Source organism: Stenotrophomonas sp. RIT309, assembly GCF_000632045.1.
Lineage (GTDB): Bacteria > Pseudomonadota > Gammaproteobacteria > Xanthomonadales > Xanthomonadaceae > Stenotrophomonas > Stenotrophomonas indicatrix.
In genome coordinates, this window is the sequence record NZ_JFYS01000007.1 from 91,718 (window position 1) to 112,643 (window position 20,926).

Consider the following 20,926-nt stretch of genomic DNA (forward strand, 5'->3'; position numbering starts at 1 on the left):
TTCTCCGGCCACTTCTCATTCGCTTCGGCCCTGTAGCGCCAACATGACTCACAGCGAATCGACATGGTCGCTGAAGCGTGCCCATTCGGTTGCGCATCTACAGGTCAACAAGGCCAGCAACACAGCCATTTACATGCGCATCACCATCGGCATCCGCGTGCGCCCTTCCCTGCAATGAAGCGGCGTCAATGCGACGTGTCTGGTTTGCGCTGCCACAGCCAGCGCTCCTGTTCCGACCAGCCCCAGTACCACATGCAACTGGTGTAGGCGCTGCGGCGGCTGCTCTCGTTGACATCCATCACATAGCTCTCGATTTCCGGCTGTTGCACGCGATTGTATTTTCCATCCACGTCGCACTTGCTCTTGTCATCTTCCCTGCACTTCTCCAGCTTCTCTACGTAGACGGTTCGCGTTGCAACTTCGTTCTTCACCGGCCACTGCCCTCTCGACTCCGTAGAGCAGTAGTCGGTCGAGTAGCTGTAATCCGCTGCATTCGTACGTGGCACCCACTCGGTCACACAGCCACTGGTGGACACCACCACCAGGACCACCGCCGCACCTGCAACTCGCCTGCACCACATCGCCTTCCTTTCCATGGCAGCCCCCTTTCATCAGTGCCGATTCGATCGTGGCGGCGATGCATCAGGCTTGTCCACGACCGGAACCGCTTTCACCAATGATGGCCAATCGCCTGTTCATCTGCCGGCAGATCTGCCTCGATCCAAACGCCCGCGTCGCTTCATGAGCAAGCGCAGCGAAGCGACCCGCTTCTGCCCTTCTTTCTTCAATCCGTGGCTGGCCGCGCGGAACCTGTCCCTGGCCGGTCGGGTGGGCTGCGCAGGGGTGTCCGCGGCATGGATGCCGCGGCCAAGCCCCCATGGACGGGTTTACGGCGTCCCCTGCGCAGCCTACCCGACCGGCCACCCCACTGAATCTGCTTCTGACGCCAGCCACGAGGGGCTCAGCCGTTGGCCGAATCCAGTAAAATCGCCCCCATGAACACCCCCACCTTCCCCTACGACACCGCGCGCCTGAGCGAACTGGCCCAGCTGCTGATCGACAACGTCCGCGAACTGGCCCAGGCCGGCTGGACCCCGGCCACCAGCAGCAACTTTTCCCACCGCCTGGACGACCGCCACGCCGCGATCACCGTCTCCGGCAAGGACAAGGGCCGCCTGATCGAAGACGACATCATGGTCGTGGATTTCGATGGCAAGGCCGTCGGCCGCCCGCTGCGCCCGTCTGCCGAAACCCTGCTGCATACCCAGCTGTATCGCCGCTTCCCGGAGATCGGCTGCGTGCTGCATACGCATTCGCCGGTGCAGACCATCGCCTCGCGCCTGTATGCACCGCAGGGCCATATCCGGGTGGAAGGCTACGAACTGCTGAAGGCCTTCGCGGGCAACAGCACCCACGAGATGGCCATCGACATCCCGGTGTTTGCCAACACCCAGGACATGGACGTGCTGTCTGCCCAGGTCGACGCCCTGCTCGACACGCAGACCCTCTGGGGCTACCTGATCGACGGCCACGGCCTGTATGCCTGGGGCCGCGACATGGCCGAAGCACGGCGGCACATGGAAGCGTTCGAATTCCTGCTGCACTGCGAGCTGGAGCTGCGCAAGCTGCGCAGCTGAAGTTTCCGGCACGGCCAGATGCCGTTCTGGAATCAGGCCATCAATGCCACCCTGCTACCCTGTCCTTCCCCGAGACGTTCAAGCTGCCGCCATGAGCCGACTGCGCATCTACGACGATACCCATCCCGAATCGCCGCTGCTGGACACCCAGGACGGCGCGATCATCGCTGCCGAACTGCAGAAGATCGGCGTCACCTTTGAACGCTGGCAGGCCACCGCGCCGGTCGCCCCGGGCGCAAGCCAGGACGAAGTGTTCGCCGCCTACCGCGCCGACATCGACCGCCTGGTTGCCGAACGCGGCTTCAAGAGCGTGGACGTGGCCTCGATCGCCCCCGACAACCCGAACCGCGCCGAGCTGAGGAAGAAATTCCTCGACGAACACTTCCACAAGGAAGACGAAGTACGCTTCTTCGTCGCCGGCTCGGGCCTGTTCACCCTGCACGTGGGCGACAAGGTCTATGAGATCGAGTGCGTGAAGGATGACCTGATCGCCGTGCCCGACGGCACCACCCACTGGTTCGACATGGGTGATGAGCCGAGCTTCGTGGCGATCCGCTTCTTCACCGAACCGGATGGCTGGGTCGGTCACTTCACCGGCACCGACATCGCGCAGAAATTCCCCCGTTACATTCCGACCCAGGCGTCCTGATCAATGCAGCCCCGCGTCATCCTGACCGACATCGAAGGCACCACCAGCAGCATCTCGTTCGTCAAGAACGTGCTGTTCCCGTACGCACGCCAGGCGCTGCCCGGCTTCGTCGCCGACCATGGCCAGCAACCGGAGGTGCGTCGCTGGCTGGATGCAGTCGCCACCGAGATCGGCGGCGCCTGCCAGGACAGCCTGGTGGCCGAGACGCTGCAGGGCTGGATCGACCAGGACCGCAAGCACACCGCACTGAAGGCCCTGCAGGGGCTGATCTGGGACGCGGGCTACCGTCGTGGTGACTACACCGCGCACTTCTACCCGGAGGTAGCGCCGGTGTTGAAGGGGTGGCACGCCTCGGGCCTGCCGCTGTATGTGTACTCCTCCGGCTCGGTGCCGGCGCAGAAGCTGTTCTTCGGCTTCAGCGACGCCGGTGACCTGAGTCCGCTGGTGTCGGGCTGGTTCGATACCGAAGTCGGTGGCAAGCGCGAGGCTGACAGCTACCGCCACATCGTGCAGGCCATCGGCGTTCCCGCTGGCGAGATCCTGTTCCTGTCCGACGTGGTCGAGGAACTGGACGCCGCCCGCGAAGCCGGCCTGCAGACACGCCTGATCGATCGCTTGGACGACTACCCGATGCCGCGCATCGGCGACGCCGCCAACGGCCATGATCGCGTCGAGAACTTCCAGCAGATCCAGCTGTAAGGCCATCCGCTTTGGTGGATGCCAACCTTGGTTGGCATGCTTCTGATGTGCCAACCAAGGTTGGCACCTACCAAGGGCAGATCAGCTTCTGATGTGCCAACCAAGGTTGGCACCTACCAAGGCGGGTAGACGGCGCTGCTCATCGATCGTTGAGGGTCTTCACCTTCAACGTCTCGCGCAGCGCGGCCAGATCCACCGGGCCACGCACGGCGATGTCGCGGGTTTCGCCCGGCAGCAGGTCCAGCAGGTTGTCTTCCACCTGCACGTTGAGCGCGCCGAAATCGATCCAGACTGCGCGCACCAGCGCAGCGCTGTGCAGCCGCAGGCGATAGTGGTCACCGTCGATCGCCAGCGTTGACGTCAACTGCTGGCGTGGCAGCACCTGGTCCTTGGCTTCAACGAAGCCGACCACCTGCCGCGCCCTCACCTTGCCATCCTGCAGCAGCTCGAACACCGCCACCGTCCGCGCCGGATCGGCACCGGCCAGCAGCTCGGCATCCGCGTAGGTGCCGATATCGGTCACCCCGGCGGCGGTCAGGGTCACCGCCTGCTCGCGACGGCGCAGCACCTTGCCCTCAACGTCCATCACCCGCAGGCGCCAACGTGCATCCAGTGCGGCACCATCGTTGATCAGGCGCACGCGGGTACTGCCTTCATCACGCAGTGCGGCCACCGTAACCGGCGCGAAGAAGCGCCGCGCGGCATAGTGCAGCGCCTTCCAGCGACCGAAGTAGTCCACGCTCGACCACGATGCTCCCGGCCAGACATCGTTGAGCTGCCAGTACAGCGAGCCCATCGTGTAGGGCCGCGAAGCGCGATGGTGCAGCGCCGCCAGGGCGATGCCATCGGCCTGCATCACCTGGCTCAGGTAGACGAAGTCCTCGAAGTCCTTCGGCGTGCCGTAGCCCAGTTCGATGTAGTGCAGCAGGCGTGTATTGCCCTCGCCGGCCATGAACTTCTGGTGCGCACGGATCACCGGGCTGTCGATGCGCTGTTCGGCACGGGTGGCGATCTGGTCCACCGTCGCCACCGCTGGCCAGGCCTGCAGGCCGTACTCGGACATGAAGCGCGGGGTCTCGCCCAGATACGCCTGCACCGGCAATGCCGGATTGCCCCACACCTGCCAGTAATGCTTGTCGCCACGGGTGGAGTCGTTGGCCTTCTCGTCCAGGTCGTTGCTGGGCGAACTGGACCAGTACGGCACGCCCAACCCATCTTCGCTCACCACCTGGCGCAGGTCGTTGCCGAACAGGTCAACGTAGCCCTGCCAGACCTTCGCTGCGAACGCCGGATCGGCGGACTTCAGGTCACGGCCGTGGCCCCAATCCTTCCACGCGGTTTCTTCTTCGTTGTTGCCACACCACAGCACGATGCTGGGATGGTGGCGCAGCCGGCGCACGTTGTCGCGCGCCTCGGCCACCACGCTGGCGCGGAATGCCGGGTCGTAACCCGGCTGCATGCCACCGCCGAACATGAAGTCCTGCCAGACCAGCAGGCCCAGTTCGTCGGCGATGTCGAAGAACGCATCGTCCTCGTAGTAGCCGCCGCCCCAGTTGCGCAGCATGTTCATGTTGGCATCGCGCGCGGCGACCAGTACCTGGCGCAGGCGCGCAGCATCAACGCGCGCGGGGAAGGCGTCGAAGGGGATCACGTTCGCGCCCTTGGCGAAGATCGGCACCCCGTTGATGACGAAGGCGAAGCCCTGCCCTCCCTTGTCGTCCTGCTCGCGGCGCAGTTCGACGGTGCGCAGGCCAATGCGCTGTTCGCGTGCCAGCACCGCATCGGCACTGCCGTCCAGGCGCGCCTGCACGGTGTAGCGGTCCTGCGCACCATGGCCGACCGGCCACCAGCGCCGCGGCTTGGCCAGTTCAACCGGCACGTCCACGCTGTTCCGGCCGGGCGTCAGTTCGACCGTGCGCTGCACCCGCGCGACGCTGCGGCCGTAGGGATCGCGCACCTCGACGTCCACCGCCACCGGACCGGCGACCGCGTCCTGCTCCACCTGCAGCACTACCGCCAGCTTTGCGTTTTCTGCATCAAGCGCATCAGTGCGTACGGCCACATCGGTCAACCGATGCGCATCCCATGCCTGCAGGTCAACGCCCCGCCAGACGCCGGCAGTGACGTAGCGCGGGCCCCAGTCCCACCCGAAGTGGTACGCCGGTTTGCGAGCGAAGTTGCCAACCATCGCGTCCTTCGGTTCATCACCGTAGGGCGAAGGATAGTTGCCGGCAATCCTGTGCGGCATTGCCTGCACGCCGGCCAGCAGCGTGCGGATCGGCGAACGGAACACGATCTGCAGCTCATTGCCCTTCGCACGCAGGCGACCTTCGACGCGGGCATGCCAGGTGCGGTGGGCATTGTCGGCGCGCAGCAGCGGCTTGCCGTTGAGCGTCACCTCGGCATAGGTGTCCAGGCCGTCGAAGCGCAGCTCGGCATGGGCCTTTGCCAAGCTGGCAGCGTCCACATCGAAACGGGCTCGGTACTCCCAGTCGGCCAGACCGATCCACTGCAGCTCGGCTTCGGGCGCACCGACGTAGGGATCGCGGATCAGCTCATGCGCCAGCAGATCGGTGTGCACGCTGCCTGGCACCGTGGCTGCGCGCCACTGCTGCAGGCCAGGATGGGCCGCGCCCTGGGCGTCACCGGGCAGTAGCCGGAACTCCCATTGCGCCTGCAGCGGTGCGGCGCCTGCCGGGAAGGCGCCAAGGGCGATCAACAACAGCAGCAGACGGACAGCGTTGGAAATGCGATGCACGTGATACTCCTGTTTTTCCGCCGGGCATGACCCGGCGCTACCAATGCCACACGCCACGGTAGCGCCGGACCACCCGGCGAGCGCGCAGCGCGGCAGACCTCAACGCACGACGTTCAGCACTTCGTAGCAGGCACCCATGGTGTGGTAATCCACCTTGCCGGCCGGGCTCTTCTCATCGCTGTACTTGCGGTTGTCGGCGTCGAGGATGCGGAACCATGCGCCGTATCGATGGTCGACGAAGTGCTCCCACGAGTACGCCCAGATACGGTCGTACCACTGCCAATAGCGGTCGTCGCCGGTGCGCGCGGCCATCAGCGCGGCGGTGGCCAGGGTCTCGGCCTGCACCCAGAAATACTTGTCGTCATCACAGACGAAGCTGTCACCGCCGATCGGCGCGCCGTCCATGCCCGGCTGCCGGCGGGACTCCGGGGCGAAGCCGTAGTACAGGCCGCCGCGCACCACGTCCCAGCTGCGCTCTACGGCCACATCGAACAGATGCTGCGCGGTCGGCAACAGCCAGTCGGCCTGCACGTGTCGGTCCAGGATCAGCAGCAGCTTGGCCCACTCGGTCTGGTGCCCCGGCTGGAAGCCCCACGGCCGGAACAGGTGCTTGGGATCGTCCAGGTTGTAGTCCCAGTCGATGTTCCAGTTGACGTCGTAGTGTTCCCAGACCAGACCGCCGGCCTTTGCCGCCTGGCGGCGGGTCATGTTGTCGGCCAGCTGCAGCGCGCGCTCGACATAGCGCTGCTCGCCACTGGCCTCGAACGCGGCCAGCATCGCCTCGCACATGTGCATGTTGGCGTTCTGGCCGCGGTAGCCGGTGAAGTTCCACTGGCCGTCGGCCTCGTCCCTGTACAGGCCGTGCTCGGCTTCCCAGAAGCGCGCCTGCAGCAGCTGCCAGGTTTCGTCCATCCACGTGCGGGCTTCTTCGATGCCTGCCTTCAACGCACAGCTGTAGGCGAGCAGCACGAAGGCCACGCCGTAGCAGTGGTTCATGTCGTCCTCTACCACACCATCGCGCAGAGTCCAGGCGTAGCCGCCGGTGGCCGGGTTGCGGTGAACCTCGCGCAGGTAGCGCACCCCGTGCTCGACCGCGTCGCGATACTCTGCGTTGCCGAATTCGCGGTAGGCCATGGCGTAGTTGAAGACGAAGCGGGTGCTGCTCACCAGATGACGATGGCTGGCATCGTAGATGCTGCCGTCGTCACGGAAGTAATGGAAGAAGCCGCCCTTCGGGTCGATGCAGCGCGGATGGTAGAACGCCATCGTGTCGGCGATGTGGGCGCGCAGGAACGTGGGGGAACGGAAATCGGGCGAGGTGCTCATGCGGGGAGATCCTGTAGCTGCAGCAGCTGCTGCACTTCATCGAACGAGGGCATCGCAGCGAACGCGCCCTTGCGGGTCACCGCCAGTGCGCCAACGGCGGCGCCGAAGCGCAGCGTGGCGGCGATCGCCTGCGGGTCCTGGCAGAACGCGGCAAAGCCCGCACCTGCCCCACCCCGCTCCAGCAGGCCAACCAGCACGCCGCCGACGAAGGCATCACCGGCAGCGGTGGTGTCCACGGTGGCGACGCGGAAACTGCTGACCTTGCCCTGCGTTTCACGGGTATACCAATGCAGCGTGGCGGCGCCGTCGGTGATGATCACCCAGCGTGCCTGCGCGGCCAGCAGGCGGCGCAGCACCAGCGCCTCGCCGTCATCGCCCAGCGGGGCGGCCAGGTAGTCCAGTTCCTCGCGCGACAGCTTGACCAGGTCGGCGCGCTCCAGCGCCTGCCACAGGCGCGGTGTCGGGTCGACATCGGCCGGCCACAGCGCCGGACGCAGGTTGAGATCCAGGCTGACCACCGCGCCGGCCGCACGCGCACGGTCCATGCCGGCGAACGTGGCTTCGGCGATGTCCGCTTCGGTCAGGCTGTTGGAACAGACGTGGAAACACTGCGCGCCATCGAAGCAGCCCGCCTGGAAATCGCTGTCACGGAACAGCAGGTCGGCGGCAGGCGGACGGTAGAAGCTGAAGCTGCGTTCGCCGCCCGCGTCCAGTGCAACGAAGGCCAGCGCGGTTTTGGCCGCGTCGGTACGCACGATGTAGTCGGTGCCGACGCCGTGTTCGCTCAGGCTCTCCGCCAGGAAGTCGCCGAACATGTCGCGGCCGAGCATGCCGACGAACTGAGTCTTCGCGCCCAGCCGCGCGGCGGCCACCGCGACGTTGGCCGGTGCACCTCCGGCGTACTGCAGGAACGCGCGCGGGGTATCGGCCGAGGCCGGCGGCTGCGCTAGTAGATCGATCAAAATTTCGCCGAAGCAGACGATGGAACCCATTTTCGACTCAGCCTCCCTGCGTGCCGGCAGCCGGCGCGCGGGCGCCGACCAGTCCGTAGAAAATGATGTAGCCGTAGCACAGCAGCGGCAGGATGAAGCTGGCCTGCACGCCGATGTGGTCAGCCAAGACGCCCTGCAGGTAAGGCACCACCGCACCACCGACGATGGCCATGATCAGCAGGCTCGAACCCTTGCTGGTCAGCGGGCCCAGGCGCTCGATGCTGAGCGCGAAGATGGTCGGAAACATGATCGAATTGAACAGGCCGATCGCCACCACCGAGTACAGCGCGACATTGCCGGAGGTCATCATGGTCAGCGTCAGCAGGCCCACGTTGACCAGCGCGAAGATCGCCAGCAGGCGGCTCGGCGAGAAGCGCGCCAGCAGCGCCGAACCGGCGAAGCGACCGATCATCGCCATCGTCCAGTAGGCCGACACATAGTGGGTGGCTTCCTGCTCGCTGAAGCCGCCGATGGTGGGCATCGACAGGTAGTTGACCAGGAAGCTGCCGATCGACACTTCGGCACCGACGTAGAAGAAGATGCCGAGCACGCCCAGCAGCAGGTGGCGCTTGCGCAGCGCATCCAGATAGCTGTGCTGATGCCCCTGGTCAGCCTGCTCGGTGGTGTCGTTCAGCGCCGGCAGGCGGAACAGGAACACGAACAGGGCCAGCAGCACCAGCGCAACGGCCAGGCCGACGTAGGGGCCCTGCACCGCGTGTGCCTCGGCGGTACGGTAGGCGAGCTGCTCGGCGGCCGGCAGCGCGGCGATCTGCTCGCCGCTCATGGCCGTGTTGGACAGGATCAGCATGCCGCCGAAGATCGGGGCGATGGCCGTACCCAGCGAGTTCAGCGCCTGCGCCAGGGTCAGGCGGCTGGAACTGGTCTGCTCCGGACCAAGCAGCGCGACATACGGGTTGGCCGCCACCTGCAGCACGGTGATGCCGGTGGCCAGCACGAACAATGCACCGAGGAAGGCGCCATAGACGCGCAGCTCAGCGGCCGGCCAGAAGCCCAGTGCACCGATGCCGGCGATCACCAGGCCGGCGACGATGCCCTTCTTGTAACCCAGCGCTGCAACCAGCCGCCCTGCCGGCAGCGACATCAGGAAGTAGGTGCCGAAGAAAGTGAACTGCACCAGCATTGCCTTGGCGTAGTTCAGCTCGAACACCGCCTTTAGATGCGGAATCAGGATGTCGTTGAGGCAGGTCAGGAAGCCCCACATGAAGAAGATGGTGGTGACCACGGCCAGCGCCTTGCCGTTGGTGACGGCAGGCTGGTTGCCCGGGGAACCCGATGGGCGGGGCGTTGCGGAGATCGGCATGCGGTACGCGCCTCGATGCGCGAAAGGTCGTTGGTGCGTGGAAGGGTGCAATCAGTTCAGGAGCGAAGCATCAATTCAATTCGGACGTGCGGCGCTGCTTTCGCGGATGCGCAACTGTACCGAGGCGACCGTGCGCCGTGGTGGCGCATCCGGTTCCTCCAGCCGCTGCAGCAGCAGCGAGGCCGCCTGCCGCCCGCGTTCGCGCGGGTCGGCCGTCAGTGTGGTCAACGGCGGCACGGCAACCGACGCTTCGGAAATATCGTCGAAGCCGGTCACCGCGAAGTCACCGCCGGGACGGATGCCGCGCGAGTTCAGGCCCAGCATCAGGCCCAGCGCGACGGTGTCGTTGTAGCAGACCGCTGCGCTCGGCCGATGGCCGTCGACGAACAGTTCATCGGTGCGCGCGGCCGCTTCCAGGCGGTTGGGTGCAGATTCGATCATCCAGCCCGGCGGCAATGCCAGCCCGGCCTCGGCCAGGGCCTGCTGGAAACCGGCACGACGCTGGTGGCAGGAACTCGATGCCGCGTGGCCGCCGAAGAACGCAATCTGGCGATGGCCGCGCTCGATCAGGTGGCGGGTGGCCAGGTAGGCGCCATGCTGGTTGTCCAGGGTCAGGAAGTCCCAGTCGGCGCCCTCCAGTTCGCGGTTGAACAGCAGTACGTTGGCGTTGGCGCCCAGCACCTGCCGCAGCAGCGTGGCATCGCTGCCTTCGGCCGGCGACAGGATCAGGCCCGCAGGCGTGTGTTCCATCAATGTCGACAGCACCGCCTGCTGCCGCTCGGGCGACTCGCCGGTACTGCCGAGCAGGGTCACGTAGCCGCGCCCGCCCAGTGCCTCGTCCACACCGGAGGCGAATTCGGCGAAGAACGGGTTGGACAGATCGTTGATGACCAGGGCGATGCTGGAGGACGTGCGCCGCCGCAGGTTCGCTGCAGCGCGGTTGTAGACGTAACGCTGGCGGCGCAGCTCAGCCTCGACCCGGGCGCGGGTATCGACGTTGACCAGCGGGCTGCCGCGCAGCACCAGCGACACGGTCGCGCGCGAAACGCCGATGGCACGGGCGATGTCGGTCACCGTCACCGCCTTGCCGGAACGCTTGCTGGAACTGTCGCTGTTGTCGTTCATCGTCTTCCCGCACTCCGATGGATGCTCAAGCCTAATGGATCGCGGCCCTGTCGTGCCGTGCCGTTCGCTGGGTTGCCTCGAACGGCACAGCCCGGCTCAGTGCAGCTGGCTGCCCGGTGCCGCGCACCAGGACACCGGCAGGTCCTTGACCGCCGTGCCCCAGCCCTCGGTCGGCGCCCGCCCGTCCAGCGCGAAGCGCAGCTTCGGGCCCTGCTGCAGCTGGCTCCAGCCCAGCCATACCGGGGCATGTGCCTTGCCGTCGATCTGCACGCCCTGCACGTACTGCAGGCGGCGGCCATCGGCGCCAGGTGCCTCGATGCGCAGGGTGCGGCCATTGCCCAGCTCGACCTCGACCTTGGCAAAGCGCGGCGTATGCAGCAGGAACTCGCCGCTGCCCGGCACCGCCGGGTACACGCCGATCGCACTGAACAGGTACCAGGCCGACATCGTGCCGAGGTCATCGTTGCCGGTCACGCCGTTGGGTGCATTGGTGAACAGCTGCTGCGCTGCACGCACCACCGCTGCGGTCTTCCACGGCTGGCCGATCAGCGTGTACAGCCACGGCGAATGCAGGTCGGGCTCGTTGTTGGGGTTGTAGCGGAACTGGTTGTAATAGCTGTACGGCCCGACCACCCACTCCTTGCGGGCGGCATTGAGGGGGTCGGCCTGCAGAGCGTCCATGGCGAAGAAAGCATCCAGGCGGCGGCCGGCCTGTTCGCGGCCGTCCATCGCTTCGACCAGGCCCGGCACGTCCTGCTGCGCCAGCCACTGGTACTGCCACGCCGTGCCTTCATGGAAACCGTGATGCGAGCGCGGGCTGTAATGGCCATCGGCCGGTGTGTACCACTGGCCATCTTCGGTACGCGGGCGCGGGAAGCCGGTGAAGCCGGTCTCGGCGTCGCGCACCTGCGGGTCCCATACCTTGCGCCAGTTGCGGCCGCGCTCACGCAGGACCGCCGCATCCTGGGCATGGCCGAGCCCATCGGCCATCTGCGAAAGCGCGCAGTCGGCCAGTGCGTACTCCAGCGTTGCCGAACCACCATGGTGGGGATCGACATCCATGCCCTTGGACGGGAACGCACGGTCGTAGACCACGTAGCCCTTGTCCAGGTAGGTCGGGTTGCCGGAGCGACCGGCAGCACGCGAGTTCAGCGGCGGCGTACCGAACGCATTGCGGCGCAGCGCATCCCATGCCTGCCCTTCGCGGCCCTTGAGCGCACCGAAGCGCCACAGGTCGACCATGAAGGGGGTGACCGGATCGCCGGTCATGATGTTGGTCTCGAAGTTGGCATAGCCCCAGCGCGGCAGCCAGCCGCCCTGCTCATCGATCGCCAGCAGGCTGCGGCCGATGTCGCGCGCCACATCCGGGCGCGTCAGTGCCAGCCACTGGTTCTGTGCACGGTAGGTATCCCACAGCGAGAAGTACTCGTAGTAGGTCCAGCCATCGGCGCGATGGATGCCATCGTCGTAGCCGCGGTAACGGCCGTCGGCATCGCTGCCGGTGAGCGGCTGCAGCAGCGCGTGGTACAGCGCACTGTAGAACACGGTGCGGTCATCGCCATTGCCGCCCTGCACGCGCACGCGTGCCAGCTGCTCACGCCACGATTGCTGCGACAGCGCGCGCATGCGCTCGAAGCCCAGCAGCGCCCCGCCCTGCATGCCCTCGGCGCGCAGGTTGGTGCGCGCACCTTCGGCATCCACATGCGAAATCGCGCTGACGGCGGTGACCGCCTGGCCCTTGGCCAGGTCGAAGCTGAGCCACGCGCCATTCGGCTTCTGCTCGCCTTCCATGCTGTGGCGCGCGCCCGGCAGGCCGCCGCCCTCGCCCCAGGTGCCATGCGCCTTGAACGGGCGGTCGAACTCGATGCGGAACCAGGTGGTGTACTGATGCCCACCGCAGAAGCTCTTGGTGACCAGCTTGCCTTCCACCACGCGGTCACCCACCACATCGACCACGCTGCCGATCACCGAGTGGCGCTCGTTGGCCTGACCGACATTCACCAGCACGTGGCCATCGCCCTGACGCTGGCTGAAGGTGTAACGCTCGGCAGCTGCGCGGGTGCGCGCGGTCGCTTCGGCGTCGATGCCGCCGTAGCTGGTCAGGCGCACCTTGTAGTAGCCGGCTTGGCCGATCTCACCGTCGTGGCTGTAGGCCGACGCATAGGTCTTGTGATTGAAGGCTTTCGCATCGGCGGTATCGAAGTCGCCGCCGGGGCCGATCGAACCGGTCACCGGCAGCACCGAGACCTGCCCACCCTGCTCCCAGCAACCGGCACCGGACAGGAAGGAGTGGCCGAAGCCGCGGATCTTGTCGTCGTCGTAGCGCCAGCCCGAATAGTGGCTGCCGATCGGGCTGACCTGGATCAAGCCGAACGGTGCCGAAGCACCGGGGAAGGTGTTGCCGTCATCCTTGCTGCCGATGAAGGTATTGACCTCGCGCTCCAGCGCGGCCGGTGCGGCCTGCAGCCAGGGCGTCACCGCCAGTGCCAGCAGGCAGGCGATGCGGGCCAGGGGCCGATGGGACAATGCCGACAGGCGGCGGGCGGGACGACGGCGGGACAACCTGGTCACGGGCAGGACTCCTTGGCGGCAGGGCGGCAGCGAAGAACCGGCCGCACAGGCCGAGCCCTCGTTTCCATCGGTACAAATCCGCACCCCGGCGGATTTAGATCGATTCAAGTAGACCATGGGAATTTCGCCCAATGCATTCTGCGGCGCAGCATGAGCGGGGGGCTTCGGCCGGGCTGCGCCCGGCACCCGCAGAGGCCGGAGCAACGGCGACGGCAACGGCAACAGCAACGGCAACAGCTGCATTCCGTGGGGTGGCGGGGTGTGCCCGGTTGCGGGGGACGCCGTAAACCCGTCCCTGGGGGCTTGGCCGCGGCATCCATGCCGCAGACACCCCCGCAACCGGACCCACCCCGCCTTCGACAGTTTTCGGCGATCTGTCGGAATCCTGGTGGGTGTCGACCTTGGTCGACGCGTAGATCCACGCCACGCGTGGATGCTGTTCGATGACTACCGAAATATTGATTTCGACGAATTTTATCCACGCAAGGCGTGGATGGATGTTCCTACCGATTTCGAAATCATCGATTGGATTTCATCCATGCATGGCATGGATCCACGTGTCGACCAAGGTCGACACCTACCAACAGCAGCGGGAATCTGTCGAAGGCGGGGTGGGTCCGGTTGCGGGGGCGTGAGCGCCATGGGCCCGAGGCATGCCTCGGGCGGGCTGGGCAGGACGCCCAACCCCGGTCTTGCCGTGTGCGCAGGACAGCGCACACGAGCAAGGCGCGACCGAGCTTACAGGGACGTACTTGCAGCGTCCCCCGCAGCCGGACCCACCCCGCCATCCCGCAGGAAACCAGCCGTTGCTGTTGCTGTTGCCGTTGCTGTTGCTCCGGCCTCTGCGGGTGCCGGGCGCAGCCCGGCCGGCCTACCCCGTCTGCGCATGTAAACGCTTACAGCATTTTTCCGAGAAGGGTCATTTGCACGACACGTCACTGCCATATTGCGCAGCAACATGCGTCGGCGCGTTGGCCGTGCTAAAAATCGCCCCGCCCATCGCTTAGATCGATCCAAGACGACATCGCGATGGCCCGGGAGTTGGGGAGCAGGACAGGACGTGTCAGGCCATCTGCCAGGCGCTCGTTGCATCTGCAGGGCGAAGGCAAGATCGGCATCACGAATTAGATCGATTCAAGTTTCCGCGTCAGTCAGTCACCGGATCAATCCAGGAGAGAGGGAGAGATGGCAATGAAGCATTCAACACGTACGCAGGGCCACGACGCGTTGTCGCTGGCCATCGCGCTGGCCCTGGCCGCCGCCGTCGCCCCGCTTGGCGCTTCCGCGCAGCAGGCGTCAGCTACGACCGGCACGCAGGACGCCACCACCCTGGACAGCGTCCAGGTCACCGGCTACCGCTACGCGATCGAAAAGAGCCTGCAGCAGAAGCGCGACGCCAACGCCGTGGTCGAAGTGATCACCGCCGAGGACGTTGGCAAGTTCCCCGACAAGAACGTGGCCGACGCGCTGCAGCGCGTGCCCGGCGTGGTCATCACCCGCAGCGGTGGCGAAGGCAAGTCGGTCAGCGTGCGCGGCCTCGCGCCCGACCTGACCCTGACCCAGTTGAACGGCAACTACGTCGCCTCGTCGGAAACCAACAACGAAGCTACCCGCTCGTTCAACTACACCCTGCTGCCGTCGAACATGCTGTCCAGCGCCGAGCTGTTCAAGTCGCCGGAAGCGCGCATCGACGAAGGCGGCATCGGCGGCACGGTCATCCTGCACACGCGCCGCCCGCTGGAGATGGAAGCCAACTCCGGCTACGTCAACCTGGAAGGCACGTCGTCCGATACCAGCCACGACGTCGACCCGCAGGTGTCGGCGCTGTACTCCTGGCACAGCAAGGACGAGCGCTTCGGCGTGCTGGTCGGCGTGACCCAGCAGAAGCGCACCAGCCGCACCATGGAGACCAGCACAGAGGACTACCAGTGGTACGGCAACAACACCACCGCGCGCGATGCCAACGGCAACCTGCTGGAACAGGATGGCATCCACTACTGGTGGGGCCAATCCGGTTTCAACAACCAGACCGGCACGAACTACAGCGAATTCTTCATGCCGACCTCGGTGAACTTCGCGGTGAAGGAAGAGAAGCGCGAGCGCAAGGGCGGCCAGCTGACTTTCCAGTTCAAGCCGATCGACAACCTGACCCTGACCGCGAACTACTTCCGCTTCGAACTGCAGGGTGACTACACCCAGAACATGCTGAAGGTGCCGGAGTGGAACCTGGCCCGCTACAACGGCGATGGCAACTGGGCCGGTGGGCGCCTGCTCAACGGGCTGAGCTTCGATCCCAGTGGCAGCATCGTCACCGGCGCGCAGTACGAAAAGCTTGCCGGCAAGACCTATTACTGCAGCGAAGACCAGGCCGCCGCAGCTGGCCTGCCGCCGGGTGGCTGGGGTCCGGATGACTGCACCATCCCCACCCCGCAGCTGACCGGTGGCTACAGCAAGGAAAAGGCGCTTTCGCAGACGGCCGATCTGACCGTCGACTGGGACATCAGCCCGCTGTGGAAGGCCAGCTTCACCGGCGGCCGCACCTGGTCCAAGGGTGGCCCGTCGATGAATTTCCGCATGTCGGCCAAGCCCCGCCGCAAGGTCGGTGACCAGTGGCAGGCGGGCAACCAATACACCGCGTGGGACCTGACCGGCACGCCGTCGCTGACCGTCTCGCCGGACATCCAGCAGCAGCTGATGGCCGGCATCGCCGAGGTCGATACCGGCTCCACCGATTCGTCGTGGATGCAGACCGAGGTCAAGCAGAACTACTTCCAGGCCGACGTCACCAAGATGTTCGAAGCCGGCTGGCTGGATTCCATCCAGTTCGGCGCCAAGTACCGCGACGGCCAGGTGCACCGCAATACCGGCAACACCTACTGGGTCTGCCAGGGCCTGGACCCGGCCGACTATGACAACAATCGTTACCAGGCCGGTTGCGATCCGACCGCAGGCAATGCGCAGCCGGGCTTCTTCCTGTCCAACCCGATCAACAACATCGCCGGTGGCTTCAATGCCAACGTGTTCCCCGGCATCAACTACCCGGCCTACATCGACTACCTCAACCAGACCTACGGTGGCTCGCACAACCGTACCGAGGAAGACTTCGTCTACGACGTCAACGAGAAGATCTACTCGGGTTACTTCCAGGCCAACTTCCGCACTGATCGCGTGCGCGGCAACGTCGGCGTGCGCGTGGTGCGCACCAAGCAGTTCGCCCAGTCCAGCGATTCGGTCGAGCGCTTCAACGACTACTTCGTGGACAACGCCGCGGGTGCGCCGATGAGCTGCGATGACCCGGCTGCCGATCCGAACCTGCGTTGCCAGGGCGGCTTCGTGCGTCTGCCGGACAACCAGGTGCGCGACAAGGTCTATACCCTCAGCTCGCTGGAAAAGACCTATACGGACTTCCTGCCGAGCTTCAACATCGCCTGGGACATCACCGACAACCTGGTGCTGCGCGGTGCCGCGTCGAAGGTAATTGCGCGCCCGGGCTACACCAGCATCGCCTATCCGGGCGGCCTGCAGTACATCAGCCAGGAATACAGCAATGATCGTCGGGTCGCTGGCGGCACCGACACCCCCGGCTGGTACGGCTCGGGCAGCAACAAGGCACTGGAGCCGTTCAAGGCGGTGCAGTTCGACCTTGGCCTGGAGTGGTACTTCAAGCCGGGTTCGGTTGCAGGCGTGGCGTTGTTCCGCAAGAACGTGGACAACTTCACCGTGCCGGTCGTGCGCGACCAGCAGATGAGCGTCGGTGGTGAAACGGTGGTGGTGCAGAAGTACAGCACCGAAGCCAACGGCCGCGACGGCGTCTCGCAGGGCGTGGAGCTGTATGGCCAGTACACCTTCGACTTCGGTCTGGGCGTGCAGGCCAACTACACCTACAACGACACAAACCTGGCCTCGATCGTGCTTGATGGCGAAGAGATCGGTTCGTCGCCGCTGGTCGGCAGCGCCAAGAACCAGGCCAACGTCACCGTGTTCTACGAGAACGAGAAGTTCCTGGCCCGTGCCTCGTACAACCGTCGCGGCGAAGTGGTGGGCGGGCTCAACAACGGCCTGACCACCTACACCAAGCCTTACAGCCAGCTGGATCTGAACGTGGCCTACAACCTCACGCCGGACTGGACGGTCACCGCGGCAGTGCTGAACGCCACCAAGTCCGAGCTGCGCAGCTACATCGGCAATGACAGCCAGGCCCGACTGCTGTCCAACCTGTATGCCGGGCGCCAGCTGTACTTCGGCGTGAACTGGAAGTTCTAAGGCATTACCCCCGCCTGTGGGCGGGGACGATCCTCCACGGCAGCCGCGCTGGTACAGGTGGCTGCCGTTTTTCGTGGCCCCTGCGCCGCGGGAGCGCTTGACCCTGCCATCGTTGCAAGGTGCACACTGCCTCCACCCCCAAGTGCATCGAAGGAGCTACAGATGGAATTCCATGTGGAAGGTATGACCTGCGGCGGCTGCGCGCGCAGCGTGACCAAGGCGATCGAGCTGGTCGACCCGGCGGCGACGGTGTCGGCCGACCCGCCCAGCCGCCGCGTGCAGGTGCAGACCTCGGCCAGCGAAGCGCAGATCATTGCAGCGCTGACCGAAGCGGGTTTCCCGCCGCGCCCGGCCTGATCGCCTGAGCCGCTGCATGAACGATGCCCGCCCCGTGCAGCTGCCGGGGCGGGCATTTTCTTTTCCGTATATCGTCCTCAGGTCCTGCGCGCGCGCCTGCGTACCGCCCCGGTGGGCGCCGCAACCGGCGCAGCGCCCTCCTCGCCTTCCCCCAGCCGCTGCAGGATCGGGCACTCGGGACGATCATCGCCGGCGCAGCAGCTGATCAGCGATTTCAGCGTATCGGCCATCTGTCGCATGTTCTCGATGCGCTGTTCCAGATCATCGATGTGCTGCTCGGCCAGGCGCTTGACGTCGGCGCTGTGCCGCGAGGTGTCGTTCCACAGGCCCAGCAGGTCGGTGATCTCGGCCACCGAAAAGCCGAGATCACGCGCGCGACGGATGAAACGCAGCCGGTGCACGTCGGCCTGCGAATAGGCGCGATAACCCGCGCCGGTACGGTCAGCTGGCGGAATCAGGCCGATCTGCTCGTAGTAGCGGATCATCTTGGCCGACACGCTGGATGCCTTCGATGCTTCACCGATGTTCATGCCATCACTCCTTTACTGGGCCGCATGGGACGCCTCGACCATCGGCGCCTGGAAGCGCCTCAGGCGCAGCGCATTGCCGAGCACGAACACGCTGGACAGGGCCATGGCACCGGCGGCGAACACCGGCGACAGCAGCACGCCCCATACCGGGTACAGCGCACCCGCCGCGACCGGAATCAACGCGGTGTTGTAGGCGAAGGCCCAGAACAGGTTCTGGCGGATGTTGCCGATGGTCGCCTTCGACAGCGCGATGGCATTGGGCACGCCCTGCAGGTTGCCGGACATCAGCACCACGTCGGCCGATTCCACCGCGACGTCGGTGCCGGTGCCGATGGCCAGGCCCACATCAGCCTCGGCCAGCGCCGGCGCATCGTTGATGCCATCACCGACGAACGCAATCTGCCCGTAGGCCGCCTTCAACCGGCGCACCGCCTCCACCTTGCCTTCGGGCAACACCTCGGCCACCACTTCATCGATGCCGAGCTGGCGGGCGATGGCCTGCGCGGTGGCGGCGTTGTCACCGGTAATCATGGCCACCTTCAGACCCAGCTGGTGCAGGGCGGCAATGGCGGCCGGCGTACTCGGCTTGATCGGATCGGAGACGGCGATGATCGCCGCCAGGCGGCCATCGATGGCGGCATACAGCGGCGACTTTCCTTCGTTGCCGAGGCGGTCGGCCAGCGCAGCGAACATGCCGATGTCCACGCCCAGCGAACGCATGAAGCGATCAGCACCCACTTCCACCCGCGCACCGTCGACGCTGGCACGCACGCCCATGCCGGTCACCGACTCGAAATCAATCATCGGCGGCAACGCGATGCCCTCCTCCGTCGCCGCCTCGACAATGGCGCGGGCGATCGGGTGCTCCGAGCGCGACTCCACCGCCGCCACCCGCGCCAGTACCTGCGCACGATCGAAACCGTCGGCGATTTCCAGATCGGTCAGCAGCGGGCGACCTTCGGTCAAGGTGCCGGTCTTGTCCACCGCCACCACCTTGGCGTCCTTCAACAGCTGCAGCGCCTCGCCCTTGCGGAACAGCACGCCCATCTCGGCGCCACGGCCGGTGCCGACCATGATCGAGGTCGGCGTGGCCAGCCCCATCGCGCATGGGCAGGCGATGATCAGCACGGCCACCGCGTTGACCAGCGCGAAGGTCAGCGCCGGCGACGGCCCGAAGATCAGCCACACCAGGAAGGTGGCCAACGCCGCCAGCATCACCGCCGGCACGAACCACAGCGTCACCTTGTCGACCACGGCCTGGATGGGCAGCTTGGAACCCTGTGCCTGTTCAACCAGACGGATGATCTGCGCCAGCATGGTCTGCCCACCCACCGCGGTCGCACGCAGGGTCAGCGCACCCTTCTGGTTGACGGTGCCGCCAACCACGCTGCTGCCGGCCGACTTCTCCACCGGGATCGGCTCGCCGGTGATCATCGATTCGTCGACGTAGCTGCGACCATCGGTCACCTCACCATCCACCGGCACGCGCTCGCCCGGACGCACTTCCAGCAGATCGCCCAGCAGCACCTCGTTGATCGGGATATCGACGATGCGCCCTTCGCGGCTGACGTGCGCCACCTTGGCCTGCAGGTTGACCAGGCGCTTGATCGCCTCAGAGGTACGGCCTTTCGCGCGCACCTCCAGGAACCGGCCGAGCAGGATCAGCGCGACGATCACCGCCGCCGCTTCGTAGTAGACATTCACCGTGCCCGCCGGCAGCAGGCGCGGGATGAAGGTGGCCACCACCGAATAACCGAACGCCGCCGCGGTACCCACCGCCACCAGCGAGTTCATGTCAGGCGCCAGGCGCAGCAGCGCCGGGAAGCCCTTCTGGTAGAAACGCCGGCCGGGAATGGCCAGGACCAGCGTGGTCAGCACGAACTGCAGGTACCAGCTGGCCTGCATGCCGATCGTGGACATCACCCAATGGTGCATGCCGGGGATCAGGTGCGAGCCCATTTCCAGCACGAACACCGGGGCCGCCAGCACGCTGGCCAGGATCAGGTCGCGCTTCAGCGCCACCCGCTCGGCATCCTTCTTTTCCGCCGCTTCCTCGTCGACCTGGGTACCGCCATCGATCGCGCGCGCCGCATATCCAACCTTGTCGATCGCCGCCACCAGTGCATCGATGCCGGCAACGCCGCGCACGGTCGCACGCTCGGTGGCCAGGTTGACGCTGGCGTGGCTGACGCCCGGTACGGCCAGCAGCGCGCGCTCCACGCGGCCGACGCAGGACGCGCAGGTCATCCCCTCCACGGCCAGTTCGGTGGTCGCGGCGGGTACTTCGTAGCCCACCTTCTCTACTGCCTGGATCAGCGCATCGCGGTCGACCGGACCAGAGGAACGGATGTCTGCGCGCTCGGTGGCCAGGTTGACCGACACGCTGGCGACCCCCTCGACCTTGGCCAGGGCCGCTTCAACGCGGCCAACACAGCTGGCGCAGGTCATGCCTTCGATCGGCAGGCTGATGGTGGAAGCCGTCTCGTGGACGGCTGTGGGGCTGGAGGTGCTCATGGCCTGGTTTCCCTGGTTCCATCTGGAGGATGGTGACCAGCCTAGACCTTGCCATCGTGGGAAGGTCAAATCCACCCCACCCCGCCAACGACCCACCCATCCCGCGCGCGCCCAGTAGAGCCACGCCATGCGAGGCTGCCCGTCAAATCGTGGCTGGCGCCGGGCCATGCCCGGCGCCGCCTTC

Annotated in this window: 15 protein-coding genes; 6 read left to right on the forward strand and 9 right to left on the reverse strand. The window is 66.0% G+C overall.

The genetic code is table 11. The annotated features are described in order from the left end of the window. Positions 1–43 precede the first annotated feature (43 nt). Complete coding sequence (locus tag BW38_RS22160; RefSeq protein WP_265350032.1) at positions 44–178, forward strand: hypothetical protein; 135 nt, start codon at positions 44–46, stop codon at positions 176–178. 7 nt (positions 179–185) lie between these two features. Here the strand turns inward: BW38_RS22160 and BW38_RS14785 are convergent, their stop codons facing one another. Further along, on the reverse strand, positions 186–581 hold the full coding sequence (locus BW38_RS14785) for a hypothetical protein (RefSeq protein WP_032975513.1): 396 nt from the start codon (positions 579–581) through the stop codon (positions 186–188). A gap of 414 nt (positions 582–995) precedes the next feature. Here BW38_RS14785 and BW38_RS14780 point away from each other — a divergent pair, with 414 nt between their 5' ends. From BW38_RS14780 to mtnC, 3 genes are all read left to right on the forward strand, one after another. Then, on the forward strand, positions 996–1,637 hold the full coding sequence (locus BW38_RS14780; RefSeq protein ID WP_025874785.1) for a methylthioribulose 1-phosphate dehydratase: 642 nt from the start codon (positions 996–998) through the stop codon (positions 1,635–1,637). Positions 1,638–1,728: 91 nt separating this feature from the next. After that, positions 1,729–2,286, forward strand: coding sequence for an acireductone dioxygenase (locus tag BW38_RS14775; RefSeq protein ID WP_025874787.1), 558 nt, complete (start codon positions 1,729–1,731; stop codon positions 2,284–2,286). Between the two features lie 3 nt (positions 2,287–2,289). After that, the gene (mtnC, locus tag BW38_RS14770) at positions 2,290–2,985 is read left to right on the forward strand and encodes an acireductone synthase (RefSeq protein WP_032975514.1); all 696 of its coding nucleotides are present in this window, start codon (positions 2,290–2,292) and stop codon (positions 2,983–2,985) included. A 139-nt stretch (positions 2,986–3,124) separates the two neighbouring features. Here the strand turns inward: mtnC and BW38_RS14765 are convergent, their stop codons facing one another. From BW38_RS14765 to BW38_RS14740, 6 genes are all read right to left on the reverse strand, one after another. Beyond that, positions 3,125–5,743: a glycoside hydrolase family 2 protein gene (locus tag BW38_RS14765; RefSeq protein ID WP_032975516.1), complete on the reverse strand. Its 2,619-nt coding sequence runs from the start codon at positions 5,741–5,743 to the stop codon at positions 3,125–3,127. A 99-nt stretch (positions 5,744–5,842) separates the two neighbouring features. After that, a complete protein-coding gene (locus BW38_RS14760) occupies positions 5,843–7,069 on the reverse strand; it encodes an AGE family epimerase/isomerase (RefSeq protein ID WP_032975518.1) in 1,227 nt (408 codons plus the stop codon). Next, positions 7,066–8,061, reverse strand: coding sequence for a carbohydrate kinase (locus tag BW38_RS14755; protein WP_025874794.1), 996 nt, complete (start codon positions 8,059–8,061; stop codon positions 7,066–7,068). Before BW38_RS14755 ends, BW38_RS14760 begins: the two co-directional genes overlap by 4 nt. 7 nt (positions 8,062–8,068) lie before the next feature. Next, complete coding sequence (gene fucP / locus BW38_RS14750) at positions 8,069–9,382, reverse strand: L-fucose:H+ symporter permease (protein ID WP_025874796.1); 1,314 nt, start codon at positions 9,380–9,382, stop codon at positions 8,069–8,071. A gap of 75 nt (positions 9,383–9,457) precedes the next feature. After that, positions 9,458–10,507 carry a LacI family DNA-binding transcriptional regulator gene (locus tag BW38_RS14745; protein WP_032975521.1) on the reverse strand — a complete coding sequence of 350 codons (1,050 nt, stop codon included), beginning with the start codon at positions 10,505–10,507 and terminating at the stop codon, positions 9,458–9,460. Positions 10,508–10,603: 96 nt separating this feature from the next. Then, positions 10,604–13,042, reverse strand: a complete 2,439-nt coding sequence (locus BW38_RS14740; protein ID WP_032975541.1) for a GH92 family glycosyl hydrolase — start codon at positions 13,040–13,042, stop codon at positions 10,604–10,606. 1,221 nt (positions 13,043–14,263) lie between these two features. On the opposite strand from BW38_RS14740, the gene BW38_RS14735 reads away from it, so the two are divergent. Both BW38_RS14735 and BW38_RS14730 read left to right on the forward strand, forming a co-directional pair. Continuing rightward, positions 14,264–17,341, forward strand: a complete 3,078-nt coding sequence (locus BW38_RS14735) for a TonB-dependent receptor (protein WP_032975522.1) — start codon at positions 14,264–14,266, stop codon at positions 17,339–17,341. 162 nt (positions 17,342–17,503) lie between these two features. Beyond that, the gene (locus BW38_RS14730) at positions 17,504–17,698 is read left to right on the forward strand and encodes a heavy-metal-associated domain-containing protein (RefSeq protein ID WP_025874804.1); all 195 of its coding nucleotides are present in this window, start codon (positions 17,504–17,506) and stop codon (positions 17,696–17,698) included. Between the two features lie 77 nt (positions 17,699–17,775). On the opposite strand, the gene cueR is transcribed toward BW38_RS14730, so the two are convergent. Beyond that, the gene (gene cueR / locus BW38_RS14725) at positions 17,776–18,228 is read right to left on the reverse strand and encodes a Cu(I)-responsive transcriptional regulator (protein ID WP_025874806.1); all 453 of its coding nucleotides are present in this window, start codon (positions 18,226–18,228) and stop codon (positions 17,776–17,778) included. Positions 18,229–18,240: 12 nt separating this feature from the next. Beyond that, the gene (locus BW38_RS14720) at positions 18,241–20,742 is read right to left on the reverse strand and encodes a heavy metal translocating P-type ATPase (protein WP_032975524.1); all 2,502 of its coding nucleotides are present in this window, start codon (positions 20,740–20,742) and stop codon (positions 18,241–18,243) included. Positions 20,743–20,926 lie beyond the last annotated feature (184 nt).